This is a genomic window from Nocardia exalbida NBRC 100660 (genome assembly GCF_000308575.1).
GTDB classification, from domain to species: Bacteria; Actinomycetota; Actinomycetes; order Mycobacteriales; family Mycobacteriaceae; genus Nocardia; species Nocardia exalbida.
Genome location: NZ_BAFZ01000051.1, coordinates 15,909 through 32,053, shown reverse-complemented (window position 1 = coordinate 32,053; position 16,145 = coordinate 15,909). Strand labels below are relative to the sequence as shown.

The window sequence follows — 16,145 nt, the reverse complement described above, 5'->3', positions numbered from 1 at the left end:
CAGAACTCGTCGCGGCTGCCGGCGAGTAGGTAGAACTCGGCGGGCTGCGCCGAGCGCCACCATGCTGGCGGCTTCGGGCTGTGGCTTGCGGCGCGGCCAGCATCCACTGGCGCGGATCCTGGATCAAGCCGTGCGCGACGAAGTGATCGATCGCAACCGGGTCGACGTGAGCGGGTGGCGTCGGCAGCTGGCGCGGCGCGAGGACGAGCTCGACGATCCGCGCGCGTTGGCGTTGCCGGATTGGGCCACGCTCGAGCAGTTGACGACGGCGCTCACGGAAGCATCGGCCGGCCGATTTCGCGGCTGGGGCGATGTGGTGATGTTCGCGGCCTGCACGGCGACCCGGATCGGGGAGGTTTCGGGTTGCCGGGTCCGGGATATCGACACCGAGCAGTGGGTGTGGACGTTGCGGCGGCAGACAACGCCGGGGCCGGGTGGATTGCAAGACAAGGGCACGAAGGGCAAGCGGTCACGTCCGATTCCGTTGATCGAGGAGATTCGTCCGCTGATCCTCAGGCGGATCAACGAGGCGCGCGCCCGCGTTGAACGTGGCCCGCAGGAGGCGAGCGAGAAGCAGCGGCGAGAGGCGCTGTTGGATGCTCGGCTGTTCGTCGGGCCTCGGGGAGGTCGCATCCAAACGGGAGTGCTGCGGGATGCGACCCATTGGGACGAGGTTGTGACGAAGCTCGGATATGAGCATCTGCGGCGTCACGATCTCCGGCATACCGGGCTGACATGGTTCGCGGATGCCGGGGTTCCGCTGCATCGGCTTCAGCGGATCGCCGGGCACACTGATCCCAGGATCACGCAGCGGTACCTACACCCGGATATCGCGGCATTGCAGGAGGACGGCAATCAGCTGTCGCGGCACCTGCGGGGCAAGTCTGGCCCCAGATTGGCCCCAACTCTGCGGGCGGTACCGTAAGGAAAAAATCCCCTCCGATGCAGGTCGGAGGGGATTTTTCTGTGTCGGGCTGACAGGATTTGAACCTGCGACCACTTGACCCCCAGTCAAGTGCGCTACCAAACTGCGCCACAGCCCGTTGCGTCCGCTGTGCGGGCGCTCGAAGAGATTACCGCACGAGGCTGGAGCGGTGCTAATCGCCTGGTCAGAGGGGGTGCGGGGTGGAGGGGGATAGGTATGTTCTCAGCGGTAGTCGTTCACGTGGTCGACCGCCCACTGGGCGAAGGTGCGGGCGGGTGTGCCGGTGATCGACTGCGAGGTGGGGCCCACCGGGCTCGGCTCCGTTCCGGCTTCGGCCCACATATCGAGGACTGGGCGGAAGTAGATGTCGGCTGCTTCCTCGTAACTCAGCTCGATCAGTTCGATCGGCTCGCCCAAGGCGGCGGAGATGGCGGCGACCTGCTGGCGATGCGACAGGGATTCGGGGCCGGTGAGGGGGTAGATCTTGCCCGCGTGGGACGGGTCGTCGAGGGCGGTGACGGCTGCGGCGGCGATATCGTCTTCGTGGATCGGCGTCAGTTGCAGGCCCGGGAAGGGAACGCGGACGACGCGGTCGGCTCTGATGGTGGGAAACCAGGTGCGGGCGTTGGCGGCGAAGGCGCCCGGCCGCAGGACGGTCAACGGCAGTCCGGATGCGCGCAGGGGGTTCTCCACCGCGAGATGGCCTGCGCCGATGGGATTGTGCCCGTTCGCCGCCGCGATGGAGGACAGCAGCACGATGTGGGCGACTCCGGCGGCCTTCGCGGCGTCGATGAAGTTATCGATGCCCTCGGCGGCGGCGTAGCAGAAGACTTTCTCGATACCTGCGAGGGCGGTAGTGACCGATCCGGGGTCGGTCGGGTCGAGCCCGACGAGTTCGACACCGTCCGGCACGGTGGTGTCGGCGGGCCGAGAACTGGCCGCCCGCACCGGTTTTCCGGCCGCGCGCAGTTGATCGACGACAGCTCGGCCGACGATGCCGCGAACGCCGGTGACAAGGTAGGTCATGGAATCTCTTCGGAACGAGAATCGGTGAGATGGGTCAGGATCCGGCGTAACTGTTCGCCGTAGTGTCGCTCGAATTCCGCGGTCTGGGCTTCCATGCCGAACAGCTCGCGCACCTGGACCGGTAGCAGCAGAGGGGCGACGACCATGCCCATCACCGCGAGCTGGAAGGCGGCCGGGTCGAGGTCGGCGGCGATCTCACCGCGCTCCTGACGGCGTCTGGTCTCGGCGAGATCGTGCTCCGAGGTCGGCTGCTCACCCGACGGCGCGGCATCGGATAATCCCCGCCACATGAGCAGTCGGATGCCGCGCGGATCGCGCAGCCCATCGCGCAGATAGCTCGTGACCACCTCCGCCAGCGGCAGGGCCGGATCGCTGAAGGTGGCCTCGCGCTCCAGCCAGCTCTGCTGGAGCGCTCGATACAACCCTTCCTTTCCCCCGAAGTAGTAGGTGATCAACTGCTTGTTGACGCCGGCCCGGTCGGCGATGTCGCCGACCCGTGCCCCCGCATAACCTTTCGCGGCGAACTCGTCCAAGGCCGCCTCGAGCAGGCAGCGTTTGGTGCGTCCGGCGTCGCGAACGCGATGGGCGGGATCCGGGGTGCGATGAGTCGGCACCTGCCCCAGGGTAGTCCCGGTTTTACAAATGGCTAATTGTTTTAGACAGATGAAAAGTAGTGGGTGGTCCGCAGTGCAACAGACCACCCTCGCGCCCGGCTCAGAGAAGACTCAGGGGCGGGGACTCCGGAAAGGTGACCGGGACCGTAGCCGGTGCGCGGTGGAACGAGCTCGGGAGCCACTTCATTTCCGCAGCCGGGATCGCCAGTCGGATCTCCGGCAGCGCATCCAGCAGTTGGTCGAGCGCCTCTTGGACGATGACCATGCCGACCGACTGTGCGGGGCAGGTGTGCGGGCCGGCGCCCCAGGCCAAGTGGGAACGGTTGCCCTGGCGGTCACCGGCCACCGCTGCGGGGTCGTTGTTGCACGCCGCCAAGCCGATCAGCACCGGTTGATGCTGCGGCAGCCACACATTCCCGACGATTTGCGGCTGAATCGGATATCTGACACAGGAATTGGTCGCGGGGGGATCGCTGAACAGCACCTCGTCGATCGCGTCGCGAGTGGACAGTGCTCCGCCGAGCAGCTCGCCGCCGAACCGCTCATCGGTCACCAGCAGCAGCACAGTGCCCGCGATCAGATTCCATGTCGGTTCGGCGCCCGTCGTGTACAGCATGGCCATCTGATGGACGAGTTCGGTCTCGCTCAGCCGCGCCGGCTGCTGGACCAGCCAGGAGGCCACGTCTCCCGCCGGTGCGGCCCGTTTGGCCGAGACCACCTCGAGCATCGCCGCGCTGAGCGTTCGATGCGCCGCTTCCGCCGACGCCGCGTCGACGGCGTGGCGCAGGCTCATCATCGCGGTGTACGCGTCCTCTCGGACCTCGGGCGGGAACCCCAGCACCTGCTCCAGTACCCGGACGGTGAGCGGGATCGCGTACTCGTTGAGCAGATCCGCCGATCCGGCCGCGCAGAAACCGTTGATCAGCGACACGGCGGTGCGTTCCACCGTGTCGCGCAGTGTGTGCAGATCGATCCGATCGAGGCCGGCGGTGACGGCGTTCCGGTAGCGGGCATGCTCGTCTCCCGCCGTCCGCGACGCGTCCGGCCGCCACCGCATCGCCCACGGCACCGGACACCGCGTCGGCGCGCTTTGTTCCCACTCGCTCGGATCGGCCGAGAAATGCGCGGAGTCGGTGAGAACGTCCAACGCCGTGCGGTAATCGATGATCAATGTCGCGGACACTTCCGGCGCTACCTCCACCGGGACGACCGGGCCGTGATCGCTGCGCATCCGCCGATATGCCGCGTGGGGGTCGGCTGCGAACTCGTCGGAATACAGCTTCACCCGCGCGCACCGTAGCGATCGAAGGGCAATACAAGACGTGGGGAAATAATCAAGACAAGCTCCTGGAACGGGATGTGAAATCGACGCCGGGATCCGCACGGCAGCTCTGGCGTAGGCGGATCGACTCTGGGCGAATAGCCGGGTCGGCTACCGAAGGAAGGTGCGGGGGAGCGGCCGGTGACACGCGAGAGGCGAAAATAGTCGCGGGCCTACCGGCCAGGCCGTTCCTGGCGATCCGTGTGTCCGGTGCCACCTCGACACGTTTGAACTCCCCTGCGTACGTCGCCGGCATTCGGCGCCACGATCCAACCCGGCCGTCGAACCGACCGGTCTACCAAAAGTGTTCGATCGCAGCGTAATTCGACTAACTTTGAGGAAGCATACTCAGCTCCGTCATCGTTCGCAGCGCGAACTATCTGAGACGGCAAAGATCTGGTGACCATCCGGCAGAGGCAGCGGCACAACTGGTCTCGCGCCGCCGGGAACGTCAACCGGGCACGTTGGCGTGCCCTGCCACCGCCGTATCAGGGCCTGCTCGGTCAGAGCCCGGTGGTCGGTTCCAGGCGAATCGGTCCTCGGGTATGACTCGGTCATCCTGAATGGTGTCGTCGGTCGAGTCGCCGATCCCGCGCCCGGTTGGCCCGCCGTGGAACAGAATTCGATCCGACACGACATTTTCCTTTACGGGACGTGAAATGTGCGTGAACTTATTGCCGGTCGAAAACGCGCGGATCGACGCATCCGCTCTTATTGGAGTCAGGTGGTTACCGACGTCGAATTCTCGGCCGGGCGATCAGCGGGCGACACGGCGCTATCGCGCGACATACCGGTGGCCGCCGAGGTGGGGTGAAAGTCGATCGGCGTTGTCCAGCCGAACATTTCCCGACAGAACGGCATGCGTGGTGAACTACTCGCTTCGGGCGCCGCGCGTCCCGTGAATGGGGCAATCACGTGCTCCGCGACCTGCGACGCAGCATCAGCCGCCGCGCATCATGGCATGCGACGGACGGGCGGCGCCTGCGCGACCGTCAAGGTCGAACGTTTGCGCAGCGTGAACCCGAGCGTCTCGTACAAACCGATCGCCGTCGCGTTGCGGGCGAGCGCGTGCAGGAACGGTGTCTCATCGCGCGCGCGGATGCCCGCACCGACCGCGCGGACCAGGCGTGTGGCGAAGCCGCGGCCACGGAAGTCCGCGTCGGTGCATACGGCGCTGATCTCGGTCCAGCCGGGCGGATGCAAGCGCTCTCCGGCCATCGCCACCAGTCGGCCGCCGACCCGCAGGCCCAGGTAGTTGCCCATTTCGATGGTTCGTGGCGCGAAGGGGCCGGGTTCGGTGCGGGCGATCAGCGCCAGGATCTCGGGCACGTCCGCCGCGGTGAGGACTTCCAGTTCCGGGTCGTGCGCGACGCGCAGGGCGGTGCCATCCATCTGCACCGAGTCCACTTCGTCGAGCACCGTCCAGCCGTCCGGGGGCACGTGGCCGTGGCCGCGCAACGCGGTGCTGCCGCCCGGTCCGAGGAGGGTGGCCAGGTCGGCCCAGTCCTGTTCGTCCAGCACCGGCGGGTGGCCGACGAACCGGGCGACCTCCGGGTCGTAGCGGCCGATCCGCCCCACCCAGCCGGCGAACCGGCGGTGCTCGCCGCGCAACGACGCCCGCACCGGGTCGTCCAGCGGGTGCAGCGAGGTATCGACGTCGATGGTCGACTCAGTGGTCACCGCGCACTCCTCCACAACAGCGTCCGACCCGAGAACGTTAGCGAGACGCACGACCGACGAGCACGGGTTGCGCTCAACGAGATTCCGGCACCGTTGCCTGCCGGGGCGTCGGAGCTGCGGCTCGCCGGTTGCAGGTCTTCTTGACCTGTCGGTCTAAAACGATTACGGTTCGGGTCATGGGCAGGCCGCGCAACTTCGATCCGGACACGGTGGTGGACCGGGCCATGGAGACGTTCTGGACCCATGGGTACGCCAACACCTCGCCCGCGCAGCTGGCCGAGGCCACCGGCATCGGAAAAGGTAGTCTGTACAACGCTTTCGGCAGCAAGCGTGCGTTGTTCGACCTGGCTCTCGACCGTTACGACCGGCTGGGCGTCGAGTTGGCCGCGGATATCCTGACCCGACCGGGTGTCACTCGCGATTGCCTGACCGCCTTCCTGTGCGCACTGGCGGACTCCGATCTCGCGCAGCCCGTTCGGCGCGGCTGCCTGGCGGTGAACACCGCCGTGGAGATGGCGGGGCACGACGCGGAGATCGCCCGGGCGGTCCGCGCGACACAGGATCATATGATCGCCGCGTTGGAGACCCGGATCGATCAGGGGAAACGCGATGGTGACGTGCGCGCCGACGCCGATCCGCGATCGCTGGCCGAATTCTTGATGAACACCGTCGTCGGCCTACGGGTGATGGCCAAGACCTACGATGCGCCCACTCTGCGTCGCATCATCGACACCGCTCTGACCACCCTCTGAATCGAACTGCCCGCCGTGGGCTCGTTCGCTGCCCATATTTTTGACCTGTAGTTCAAGAAAGAAAGGTTCCATCATGGATCTAGAACTGTCCGGCAAGACCGCCGTCGTCACCGGTGCCAGCCGAGGCATCGGCTTGGCCGTCGCGGAAGCATTGACCGCCGAGGGCGTCCGGGTGGTCGGGGCCGCGCGCACCGTTACGCCCGAGCTCGAAAAGGCGAGCGTCGCAGCGGTTCCCGTCGACCTCTCCACCTCGGAGGGAGCGGCTCGGCTGATCGGCGCCGCACTCGACGAACTGGGCGGCATCGACATCCTGATCAACAACGTCGGCGCCGTGAACGCCGCGCGTCTGGAACTGGGCGGCTTCCTCGACGTCGAGGATGAGCAATGGCGAGAGCTGTTCGACCTGAATCTGTTCAGCGCGATCTGGGTCACCCGCGCGGCACTGCCCAGCCTGCTGGAGCGGCGCGGCGCGGTGGTCACCATCTCGTCGATCAACAAACATCTTCCGGCGGCGGGGCCGGTCGGTTACAGCGAGGCCAAGGCCGCGCTGACCGCGCTGACCAAGCGGCTCAGCGAGGAGTTCGGGCCGCGCGGGGTGCGGGTCAACACCGTCTCACCGGGCGTGGTCGGCACGCCGATGTGGCGCGGACCGCACGGCGTGGGCGCCAAGTTCGCCGCCGCTCAGGGCCTTTCGCAGGAGGAGCTGCTCGCGGCCGTGCCGGAGCAGTTCGGCATCGCCTCCGGCCGGATCAGCGAACCGGAGGAGGTCGCCGCCCTCGTCGCCTTCCTCGCATCACCCAAAGCCGCCAATATCGTCGGTGCGGACTACGTCATCGACGGCGGCACATTGAAGATCGCCTGAATTCGGCTGCCGGGGGAGTCTTCGCGTTCCGGCTGCGACGCCGTGGAATACGTTCGTGCCCTTAGCGTTCGAGGGGGCGAACGTGGTAGGAGTGAGTCGCAGCCGGAAGCGTAGACGGGTAGGGTGGCCGGACGGCACGGATAGGAGCGGGACTGGTGCGTGTCCATCATCTGGATGCCGGGGGAACCCGTCCTTTCGGAGGCCGTTTGTTCGACGGCAGGCCGGGGTTTCGGCGCAACGCGGCCGGGGCGTGTCATTGCTTGTTGATCGAGCACTCCGCCGGATTGGTCCTGGTCGACACAGGTTACGGCGAGCAGGCGCTGGTCCGGCCGGATGTGTGGGTGGGGCGGCAACTCATCCGGCAATCGCACCCGGTTCTCGACCTGCCGATCGCCCGGCAGGTCGAGGCGCTGGGCTTCTCCCGCGATGACGTCCGGGACATCGTGGTGACGCACCTCGATCTCGATCACGCGGGTGGTCTCGCCGACTTCCCCCGGGCCACCGTGCATGTGCACCGAGCGGAGCTGGACGCCGTCGAAGGGCCCTTCGGCCGTCGCGAGAAGTTCCGGTATCGACCGGTGCAGTTCGAGCACGGACCCGAGTGGTCGGTCTACGGAGAGTCCGACACTCGCGCGGAGCGCTGGTTCGATTTCCAGGCGGTGCGCGAATTGCGGGGCCTGCCCCCGGAGATACTCATGGTTCCGCTGGCGGGCCACACGCGCGGTCACGTCGGCGTCGCCGTCGACACCGGGGACGGCTGGCTGCTGCACGCCGGGGACGCCTACACCCACCACGGCCAAATGCGTGCGAAACCGTCGATGCCCTTGGGAACGCGGGTTTTCCAGTGGTACGTGGACACCGGGCGGCGGGCCCGCATCGAGAACCAGCAGCGGCTCCGGGAACTCGTCAGCGACCACGGCGACGCGGTGACGGTGTTCTCCGCGCATTGCGCGACGGAGTTCGAGCGCCTGAGCAGCTGACCGCTATGGCTGCCGGGACCGGTCACTGCCGTGGAGCCCGCGTTCGGCGAACGCGAGCAGCGCCACCGCGCTAGCCGACAACGCGGTGGGATGGCCACCGCCGATGTGATCCCGGTCTGTGCCATCAGCGCGCGCCGCCTCGAGGGTCCACTCGCGGGCAGCGCCCTCCCGGAGCGGCGCGCAGTGCCTCGGCGTAGTCCGGCGGTATCAGGTGCTCATGCACGTCTGCACGGTTGATGAAGCCGTCCTTTCTCCGGGCCAGCCGCCTTCGACGCCGCGCCGAAGAGGTCCGAACCCGCATGGCGCAGCCCGGCTCGTTACCAACCAATCCTGATGGTTTCATCATTTCTGCTTGACAGAGTGAATCCGCATAACTGATGATTGCATCAGATAGACGGCGATCTGGGAGGTAGTAGTGGCCATCGACAACGCCGCCGAGACCGGGCGGATGATCCGGGTCGGCAATCGGGAGATCTTCTTCAGTGAGACCGGCACCGGAGACGCCGTGGTGCTCTTGCACGGCGGCGGCCCCGGTGCCAGCGGCATGTCGAACTATTCCCGCAACACCGAGGCGTTGGCCCGGCGGTTCCGCGTGATCGTGCCCGACATGCCCGGTTACGGTCGGTCGGCAAAACACATCGACCATGCCGACCCGTTCGGCGATTTGGCCGCCTCGGTCGGCGGCCTGCTGGACGCTCTCGGCATCGACTCGGCACACCTGGTCGGGAACTCCCTCGGGGGAGCGGCAGCGCTGCGGTTGGCGATGGACCGGCCCGAGAAAGTGGGGAGGATGATCCTCATGGGACCCGGTGGGGTGGGTACTACGCGCGCATTGCCGACCAAGGGCTTGCAATCGCTGCTTTCCTACTACAGCGGTACCGGTCCGAGCCGGGAGAAGCTGGCCGAGTTCATCCGCGAGTATCTGGTCTTCGACGCCAGTGGCGTCAGCGAAGAGATCATCGACGGCCGTTATCAAACCAGTCTCGATCCCGAGGTGGTGGCCGACCCTCCCCTGCGGCGACCTTCTGGCCCGTCGGCGTTGCGAACGCTGTGGCGGACGGACTGCACCCGCGACTCGCGGCTGTCGCAGGTGCGCCATCCCACGCTGGTGATCTGGGGCGCCGGAGACAAGGTGAACCGGCCCGCCGGTGGGCGCATGCTCGCCGAGAGGATGCCGAATTCCGATCTGTACATGGCGGCCAAGACCGGCCATTGGGTGCAGTGGGAGCGCGCGGAGCTTTTCAATGAGCTGGCGAGCGCGTTCCTGACGTCATGAATACCTCGGCCTGCCCGGGCGTGGGCTGCGCGGGCATCGAAGGAACCCTGCGGTCGAATTCGTGCCGAGCGCCTGCCGGGTGGTCGCGCGCGCACGCCGTGACGACGTTGTCGCGGTGGCGTGCCGAACTCCGCGCCGAGTGCCGACCTACCCGTCCGAGGCCGGGTGCCAGGCGCTGCGGACTTCGTGTTGTACGGCCAAACCTAGCTATCTGTGGGCATCGTGACCCGAGTAGTGCGCTACCCGACCTGGGCGGTCGTCGGTCAGGCGTGGGTGTGCCCGGTCGCGCATACTCGCGCAGGTCTTGCCACTGCGCATCGCTCGGCCGCACAGGGTAAGGCTCGGCGTCCGCGCAGCGGGGAATCGAGCTGCTGCTGTCCTCGTGTTTGCTGGGTGGCTGGTTCGCGAGGACTGCGCGGAGTGGGCGAGGTAACATGAAGGCGTCGGCCGGGGTCGGCTACGTGATCGACGGCGTGGCGGCCGTGGCGGCAGCGCGTTGTCGGTGCGTCTTCGGAACCTCGTGGTCGTTCCGGCCGGAAGTCGTCAGGCCGGAGGCTTCCGCTGAGCAGCAGTGCTGGTTCGCGAGGAAGATCCGCCGTCATGAGTGTGCACGCCCCCCTCTACCACGAGGTCCTGTCGCGGGAGGAACTGCCGGACGAGTTCTTCGGACTCTTCCTCGACCCGACCCGCACCTACAGCTGCGCGTTGTGGACCCACCCCGACGACACCCTGGAAAAAGCCCAGACGGCGAAGATCGATCTCGCCTTGGCGAAATGTGATCTCCATCCGGGGATGACCTTGCTGGACGTCGGTTGCGGCTGGGGATCGACCATGTTGCGCGCCATGGACACCTACGGGGTGAACACGATCGGTTTGACCCGCAGCCGCAACCAGTACCGCTACGTGCGGGACATGCTCGTCGACCGGCTGATCCGTGGCCGCCCCTACGGCGGGGTGCGAGTACAGGGCTGGGAGGATTTCGACCGGCGTGCCGACCGGATCGTGTGCGTCGGGGCGATGGAACACCTGCCGGTGGACCGCTACGGGGAGTTCTTCGAGTTCGCCTACCAGATCATGCCCTCGGACGGAGTGCTGCTGTTGCAGACGGTGGTCAGCCACAGCCGCGAGCATCTTCGGGCGCACGGCACCCGGATCACCGGCGACGACTTCGCCTTCTTGCGGTTCCTGCGCGAGACCATCTTCCCCGGCGGTCAGCTCCCGCTGTCGTCCGGTCACTACCCCAAAGGAATCTCCGAATACGCGCAGGACGCCGGATTCACCGTCGCCGACGTCCAGTCGCTGGGACCGCATTACACCACCACATTGGGCTGCTGGGCCGACGCCCTGCACGAACACCGAGACCGGGCGATCGAGCTCGCCGGGCGCGACACCTACAACGCCTACATCCGGTATCTCACCGGCTCGGCCGAGTACTTCCGTCGTGGGCATATCGACGTCATACAGTTCGCCTGCCTCAAACCCGACGCACGGTACCGGTCGCCGCTGCTGCGCTGAGTCCACCCGCCGGCGGTGGCGCATGGCGCCACGGCATCTGCCCGACGCGTCGAGCGCAAACCGCGCACTGTGCTGTGGCCCCGGGCGAGTCGCGGACCGACGCGTCAGCGATCCGCTCTGATCAGAACCGGACCTCCGTCGCGCCGGTCGACGGGCTCATGCTGTGGGTGCGGCGCTGCGCGGCCCGCCGTACGTTCTCGCGCGGGCGTGGATTGCGGATCGGCAGGGTGAGCCTGCGTCTACGGGGCTTGGTGTTGATGAGCGTCATGTCGCCGTTGTAGTGGGCCAGGACCCGGGGATCCATGACCGCGCGCCACAGCGGCGGGATGATGGCCAGCAGGACCATGGTGGCGTAACCGGCGGGGAGCTGGGGCGCCACATCGCAGCTGCGCAGGGTCTGATAGCGGCGGCCGGGGTTGGCGTGGTGGTCGCTGTGGCGCTGGAGGTGGAACAGGAAGATGTTGGTGACCAAGTGGTCGCTGTTCCAGCTGTCGCGGGGCGAGCAGCGGGCATAACGGCCGTCCGGGCGGCGGGCGCGCAGCAATCCGTAGTGTTCGACGTAGTTCACGGTCTCCAGCAGGCCCGCGCCGATGAGCGCTTGGAGGGCGAGGTAGGGGATGACGGCGGGGCCGAACACCACGATCAAGGTGGTGAACAACGTCGCGCTCATCGCCCAGGCTTGCAGGAGATGGTTGCTGGGGCTCAGCCATCGTTTGCCGTTGCGGGCAAGGCGCTGGCGCTCCAACGTCAGGGCGGAGCGGAACCCGCCCGTCATGGTGCGGGGGAGGAACTGCCACAGCGATTCGCCGAAACGGGCGCTGGCGGGGTCCTCGGGGGTGGCGACGCGAACGTGGTGACCGCGGTTGTGCTCGACGAAGAAGTGCCCGTAACCGGACTGGGCGAGTGCGATCTTGGCCAGCCAGCGTTCGAGACGTTCGGCGCGGTGGCCGAGTTCGTGCGCGGCGTTGATGCCGATCCCGGAGACGAAGCCGAGTGTGACGGCCAAGCCGAGTTTGTCGACCAGGCTCAGCTCATGGCTTGCCCACAGGTAGCTGGCGATCAGCAGCCCGATGAACTGCATGGGCAGGAAGAGGAAGGTGCACCAGCGGTAATAGCGATCGTTGGACAGCGCTTCGTAGTCTTCGTCGCGGGGATTGCTCCCATCGTCGCCGATGGCGAAATCCAGCAGCGGGATCACCCCGAGGATGATGATCGGGCCGATCCACCAGAACAATTCCAGCCCGGTGTACAACACCAGCTGTGAGGGCAGTAGCGCGCAACCAGGGGCGATCAAGCCCAGAATCCAGAGGTAGCGCTTGGGGTCGCGGGCTCGCGTGTGCTCGAAGATTGTCATAGTCATCTCGCCGATCCGTCAGGACGACACTCAACCGACAGTTCCGACTGCGGACAACACCTACAACGTGCACGTCTATCCAGGATAGCTAGAAGTTCGCTATGTAGGGTCGAACCGTCGAAACCGTAGTCTGAGCTGGCGACGTCCGCCCGGCGATGGCGCACCGCTGAGCGGATCGGCCCGCGCCTTCGAGGCAGGCGCCGCCGCGTCGGGTACGAAACGATCCGTGCCGGATCTGCGAGTATCACCGCTGCGCGCACCTGAGCGGCTCGGGCAGGCGGGGATGAGCCAACTCCGACATTCGAACCTTTCTGTACCGAAATCGACCTAGCTGACGAACGGTGAGACAGCAAATTCGGTGCAAGTAGACTCGCCGGCCCCGGGGTCGGGAGCCGCGGGACGATCGTGGGGGTGGAACTCGCCCGCCGCACGGGGGATCTGTGCTGTGCCGGGCAGGCAGGTCGGCCGCGGTTCGGTCGTGGGACCGAACCGCGGCCGACCACCGTGCATGGAGATCATGGCACTACGAGCCGAATCGCTGCGCGAGGCGCCGTGCCGAGTCTCCGATCGAGATACCGACGGTATCCGAGCGGGTCACGCTTTCGCAAATCAGGGCAGCGCACCGCAGTTGGTCGGAGCGGGCTGGTCCGCGAGCCGCTCGGTCATCCACTGCTGGGAGGCCACCAGTGACGGGAAGAACGCCAGCACGTGGGTGGCCCGCAATCCGCTGATGACGCTGGGCAACTCGCCGTTCGCGTTCAGCTGGACAGGAGCGCCGCCGCCGCACCACCCGGCCGCCAGTTCACGGACGGGCACGTACGGCGCGCCCTCATCGATCGGGCTGGAGGCGATGAGCACGGGCACTCCCGGAGTGAGCGTCCCGACGCGCTGATCGTTGAACGCCGCCTTCAGGATCGGGGACTGATCGATCACCGCGGTGAGCGGTTGCCCGCTGGTGGTCCACTGCGAGGTGTTCGGGAACTGCTGGGCCAGTCCGAGCGGTACGGCGCACTTGTCCAGCGACTCGCGCAGGATCGCCTTGCCGGTGTCGTTGAGTTCGGCGTCGAGCACCGGGCGGGTTTCGGGATAATTGGCGGCGATGCCGTTGAGAATCCACGCGAAGGCGGGTCCGAGCGCGGGACGGCCGTCGTTGAAGCCGATGAAATACTCGTCGTCCACGACCGGGCCGCCGACGTAGGCGCCCCGCACGTTCAACTCGGGGGCGTAGCTCGGCTGCAGTTCGGCCGCGCCGGCCGAAGCCATGCCGCCCTGGGAGTATCCGTACAGAATGACGGGCGAGCCGGGATGCACGCTGGTGCCCGGCAATTGCAGCGCCGCTCGCGCCGAGTCGAGCAGCGCGTAGGCCTGAGATTTCCGGTTCAGATAGTCGTGCACCGCCGGCGTACCCAGGCCGTGGTAATCGGTCACCATCACCGCCATGCCGCGGGCCAGCAGCGTGTACAACGCCAGCACGTCGTATTCGACGATTACGTCGAACGGAGGCTGGTATTGGATGAATTGCGCCAGCAGTTTCGAAGGCGCGCACTGATCGCCTTGTCCCTTCGTGCCGACCGCGTAGGCGATCAGCGGGCGCTCGCCCGGGCCCGTCCACGGCTGGGCGGGCTCGAGGTACGTCCCCACCACGGCTGCCCGCTCGCCGTGGGTATCGCTGCTGGTGTACATGATGCGCGTGGACGTGGCGGGGACCTGTCCCGGCTGTCCGGGGACCGAAAGCGCCAGTCGCGACGATTCGGTGCGGATGATGGAGCCCGGTGCGCCGTCCGCCGACGCGGGTGGAATGTAGAAATCGTCGCCGGCCACGGCTTCCGCGGCCGGTTCCGTCCATGCGTGGGGGGCGGCGACCGCCCCGGCTCCGACGACGATGAGGGTTCCCGTCAAAGCTGTGGCCAATCTGAGTATTCGGCTCCTCACGATGCGATCCTTCCTGCGATTTGGGATACCCATGGCATCTAGAATCGGATACTGAGAGTATCTGTAAGGGGTAGAGATTGTCCGGGAATAGCGATGAGTGTCGGCGGCTTCAGGGCGAAGGGCGTTCGCGGCCGACTCGAGCGCAGAGCCAAGCGCGGACGCGCACTGTATTGATCACGACCGCCAAGCGGCTTTTCCTGGAGGACGGCTATCAGGCGACAACTCTGGACAAGGTCGCGAAAGCCGCGGGTTTCACCAAAGGGGCGGTGTATTCGAACTTCCGCACCAAAGACGACTTGTGTCTGGCCGTGCTCGATGAAATCCACGCCGAGCGGGCGGCGGAGGTCGCCGAGATCATCGCCGCGCCCACGGCCGCCGCGCGCCTGAAGCGGATGACGGAGTGGGCCGAGCGGGTGGTCGGCGACCCCGACTGGACGCAACTCGAACTCGAGTTCAGCGTTCACGCGCGACGCGACGAGCACCTCCGCGCCGAATTGGCGAGCAGGCTCGCCGGCATCGCGGGAATGGTCGGCGCGGCCTTGCGGGCGACGGAGGATCTCGACACCCCGATGCCGAGGGCCGAAGCCGCCGTCGCGGTGCTGGCGCTCGGCGTGGGGCTGGGTTTGTTCCGCTCGATCGATCCCGGCATCCCCGTCGCGGGGATGATCTCCGCACTGCGTGCCATCGCGGGATTGCCCCCGAACGGCTGATCGGACGGTGGCCGCCGCGTCCCGTCCGGGCGGGGAGCGGGTGCAAACGCCGGAGTGGTGTTGCGGTCACCCCCGAGGACGCTAATATAAGTCAAAACTTATTCAAGGAGGTTGTCATGCCACTGTTGACCGATCCCGCAGCCATCGCCGGGCTCGTCACCCGCGAGGTCCGCACCGGCTCCCGCGACGGCGCGCCGACGAGGATCGCCGTCGCCCGCCGCCGCTACCCGACCGATCAGGCGGATCTGTGGGACGCGCTCACCGATATCGAGCGGATCCCGCGCTGGTTCCTGCCCGTCAGTGGTGACCTGCGCGTCGGCGGGCGCTACCAGCTGGAGGGCAACGCCAACGGTGTCGTCGAAGAGTGCGATGCGCCGGAACGGTTCGCCGTGACCTGGGAGATGGGACCGCAGATCTCCTGGCTGACGGTCCGTCTCACCCCCGCCGAGGACGGCACCGAGCTGGAGTTGGCGCACGAGGCGCCGGTCGCTCCGGAGTTCTGGACGCAATTCGGACCGGGGGCGGTGGGCGTCGGCTGGGATCTCGCCCTGATGGGCCTCGGGCTGCACTTGGCGAGCGGAGATCCGGTCGACCCCGCCGAGGGCATGGCCTTCCCGACGACGCCCGAGGGCGTGACATTCGTGCGGACGGCGGCGCTCGGCTGGGCGGAGGCGGCGGTCGGCGACGGTGACGACCCGGCCGCCGCGAACGCGGCGGCGCTGCGGACCGTCGACTTCTACACCATCGACCCCGCACACCGCTCCGAGGGCTGATGGACCGTTCTCCGGCGAAGATCTTCGAGGCGCTCGGCGATCCGGTCCGCCGGTTCATCCTCGAAGTGGTGGCGGCCGACGAACAGCCCGCGGGCGCGCTGGTCGCCGCCGTGCGGCAGCACACGCCGATCTCTCAGCCCGGCGTCTCCCAGCACCTCAAGGTGCTTCGCGACGCCGGGCTGGTGCGGGTTCGCGCCGAAGGCACGCGACGGCTGTACGCCCTCGATTCGGAGGGCATCGATGCCGCGAGGGCATGGCTCACCGGACTGGTCGACCCGCTGCATCAGTTCGCTCAACCGCTGGACGCGCTCGCGACGGAGATCGCCCGCGGGAAACGCGCTCGCCGCGGTGCCGGGGCCGGTCGGCCCGGCGAAGAGGATTCCGGGAGTCGCGCCCGCCATGCGTGACCCGCACGGATGGCGGGC

The 16,145-nt window shown here is 67.2% G+C and carries 15 protein-coding genes and 1 tRNA gene; 9 read left to right on the top strand and 7 right to left on the bottom strand.

What is annotated here, in order from left to right:
- Nucleotides 1-61: 61 nt before the first annotated feature.
- Nucleotides 62-925, top strand: coding sequence for a tyrosine-type recombinase/integrase (locus tag ON29_RS11570; protein ID WP_051175107.1), 864 nt, complete (start codon nt 62-64; stop codon nt 923-925).
- 44 nt (nt 926-969) lie between these two features.
- Here ON29_RS11570 and ON29_RS11565 read toward each other — a convergent pair.
- The 5 genes from ON29_RS11565 to ON29_RS11545 form a co-directional block, all read right to left on the bottom strand.
- A tRNA-Pro gene (locus ON29_RS11565) sits at nt 970-1,043 on the bottom strand.
- Nucleotides 1,044-1,147: 104 nt separating this feature from the next.
- The gene (locus ON29_RS11560) at nt 1,148-1,951 is read right to left on the bottom strand and encodes an SDR family oxidoreductase (RefSeq protein WP_040866215.1); all 804 of its coding nucleotides are present in this window, start codon (nt 1,949-1,951) and stop codon (nt 1,148-1,150) included.
- A complete protein-coding gene (locus tag ON29_RS11555; protein ID WP_040866214.1) occupies nt 1,948-2,565 on the bottom strand; it encodes a TetR/AcrR family transcriptional regulator in 618 nt (205 codons plus the stop codon). Before ON29_RS11555 ends, ON29_RS11560 begins: the two co-directional genes overlap by 4 nt.
- 100 nt (nt 2,566-2,665) lie before the next feature.
- Nucleotides 2,666-3,850, bottom strand: coding sequence for a cytochrome P450 family protein (locus ON29_RS11550; protein ID WP_245548912.1), 1,185 nt, complete (start codon nt 3,848-3,850; stop codon nt 2,666-2,668).
- 990 nt (nt 3,851-4,840) lie between these two features.
- Entirely contained in the window at nt 4,841-5,566 is a 726-nt protein-coding gene (locus ON29_RS11545; protein ID WP_040866258.1) for a GNAT family N-acetyltransferase, read from the bottom strand.
- 176 nt (nt 5,567-5,742) lie between these two features.
- Between ON29_RS11545 and ON29_RS11540 the strand changes: the two genes are divergently transcribed.
- The 5 genes from ON29_RS11540 (at nt 5,743) to ON29_RS11520 (ending at nt 10,951) form a co-directional block, all read left to right on the top strand.
- Complete coding sequence (locus ON29_RS11540) at nt 5,743-6,318, top strand: TetR/AcrR family transcriptional regulator (RefSeq protein WP_040866213.1); 576 nt, start codon at nt 5,743-5,745, stop codon at nt 6,316-6,318.
- Between the two features lie 73 nt (nt 6,319-6,391).
- A complete protein-coding gene (locus ON29_RS11535; RefSeq protein WP_040866212.1) occupies nt 6,392-7,180 on the top strand; it encodes an oxidoreductase in 789 nt (262 codons plus the stop codon).
- A 155-nt stretch (nt 7,181-7,335) separates the two neighbouring features.
- Entirely contained in the window at nt 7,336-8,160 is an 825-nt protein-coding gene (locus ON29_RS11530) for an MBL fold metallo-hydrolase (protein WP_040866211.1), read from the top strand.
- 448 nt (nt 8,161-8,608) lie between these two features.
- On the top strand, nt 8,609-9,436 hold the full coding sequence (locus tag ON29_RS11525) for an alpha/beta fold hydrolase (RefSeq protein ID WP_040866257.1): 828 nt from the start codon (nt 8,609-8,611) through the stop codon (nt 9,434-9,436).
- A gap of 600 nt (nt 9,437-10,036) precedes the next feature.
- Nucleotides 10,037-10,951, top strand: coding sequence for a class I SAM-dependent methyltransferase (locus ON29_RS11520; RefSeq protein WP_040866210.1), 915 nt, complete (start codon nt 10,037-10,039; stop codon nt 10,949-10,951).
- A gap of 121 nt (nt 10,952-11,072) precedes the next feature.
- On the opposite strand, the gene ON29_RS11515 is transcribed toward ON29_RS11520, so the two are convergent.
- Complete coding sequence (locus ON29_RS11515; protein WP_085994866.1) at nt 11,073-12,311, bottom strand: alkane 1-monooxygenase; 1,239 nt, start codon at nt 12,309-12,311, stop codon at nt 11,073-11,075.
- 603 nt (nt 12,312-12,914) lie between these two features.
- Nucleotides 12,915-14,216, bottom strand: a complete 1,302-nt coding sequence (locus ON29_RS11510) for a lipase family protein (RefSeq protein ID WP_040866209.1) — start codon at nt 14,214-14,216, stop codon at nt 12,915-12,917.
- A 191-nt stretch (nt 14,217-14,407) separates the two neighbouring features.
- On the opposite strand from ON29_RS11510, the gene ON29_RS11505 reads away from it, so the two are divergent.
- The 3 genes from ON29_RS11505 to ON29_RS11495 all read left to right on the top strand — a co-directional run bounded on the left by ON29_RS11505 (nt 14,408) and on the right by ON29_RS11495 (nt 16,127).
- Nucleotides 14,408-14,947, top strand: coding sequence for a TetR/AcrR family transcriptional regulator (locus ON29_RS11505; RefSeq protein WP_040866208.1), 540 nt, complete (start codon nt 14,408-14,410; stop codon nt 14,945-14,947).
- Between the two features lie 116 nt (nt 14,948-15,063).
- Complete coding sequence (locus ON29_RS11500; protein ID WP_040866207.1) at nt 15,064-15,720, top strand: SRPBCC family protein; 657 nt, start codon at nt 15,064-15,066, stop codon at nt 15,718-15,720.
- Complete coding sequence (locus tag ON29_RS11495) at nt 15,720-16,127, top strand: ArsR/SmtB family transcription factor (RefSeq protein WP_040866206.1); 408 nt, start codon at nt 15,720-15,722, stop codon at nt 16,125-16,127. The genes ON29_RS11500 and ON29_RS11495 overlap by 1 nt, the downstream gene beginning before the upstream one ends.
- Nucleotides 16,128-16,145: the final 18 nt, after the last annotated feature.

Excerpts from the sequence above, each read along its gene's own strand:
- ON29_RS11570 (WP_051175107.1), top strand. The coding sequence starts at position 62 with ATGCTGGCGGCTTCGGGCTGTGGCTTGCGGCGCGGCCAGCATCCACTG.
- ON29_RS11560 (WP_040866215.1), bottom strand. The coding sequence starts at position 1,951 with ATGACCTACCTTGTCACCGGCGTTCGCGGCATCGTCGGCCGAGCTGTC.
- ON29_RS11540 (WP_040866213.1), top strand. The coding sequence starts at position 5,743 with ATGGGCAGGCCGCGCAACTTCGATCCGGACACGGTGGTGGACCGGGCC.
- ON29_RS11535 (WP_040866212.1), top strand. The coding sequence starts at position 6,392 with ATGGATCTAGAACTGTCCGGCAAGACCGCCGTCGTCACCGGTGCCAGC.
- ON29_RS11525 (WP_040866257.1), top strand. The coding sequence starts at position 8,609 with ATGATCCGGGTCGGCAATCGGGAGATCTTCTTCAGTGAGACCGGCACC.
- ON29_RS11520 (WP_040866210.1), top strand. The coding sequence starts at position 10,037 with ATGAGTGTGCACGCCCCCCTCTACCACGAGGTCCTGTCGCGGGAGGAA.
- ON29_RS11515 (WP_085994866.1), bottom strand. The coding sequence starts at position 12,311 with ATGACTATGACAATCTTCGAGCACACGCGAGCCCGCGACCCCAAGCGC.
- ON29_RS11500 (WP_040866207.1), top strand. The coding sequence starts at position 15,064 with ATGCCACTGTTGACCGATCCCGCAGCCATCGCCGGGCTCGTCACCCGC.
- ON29_RS11495 (WP_040866206.1), top strand. The coding sequence starts at position 15,720 with ATGGACCGTTCTCCGGCGAAGATCTTCGAGGCGCTCGGCGATCCGGTC.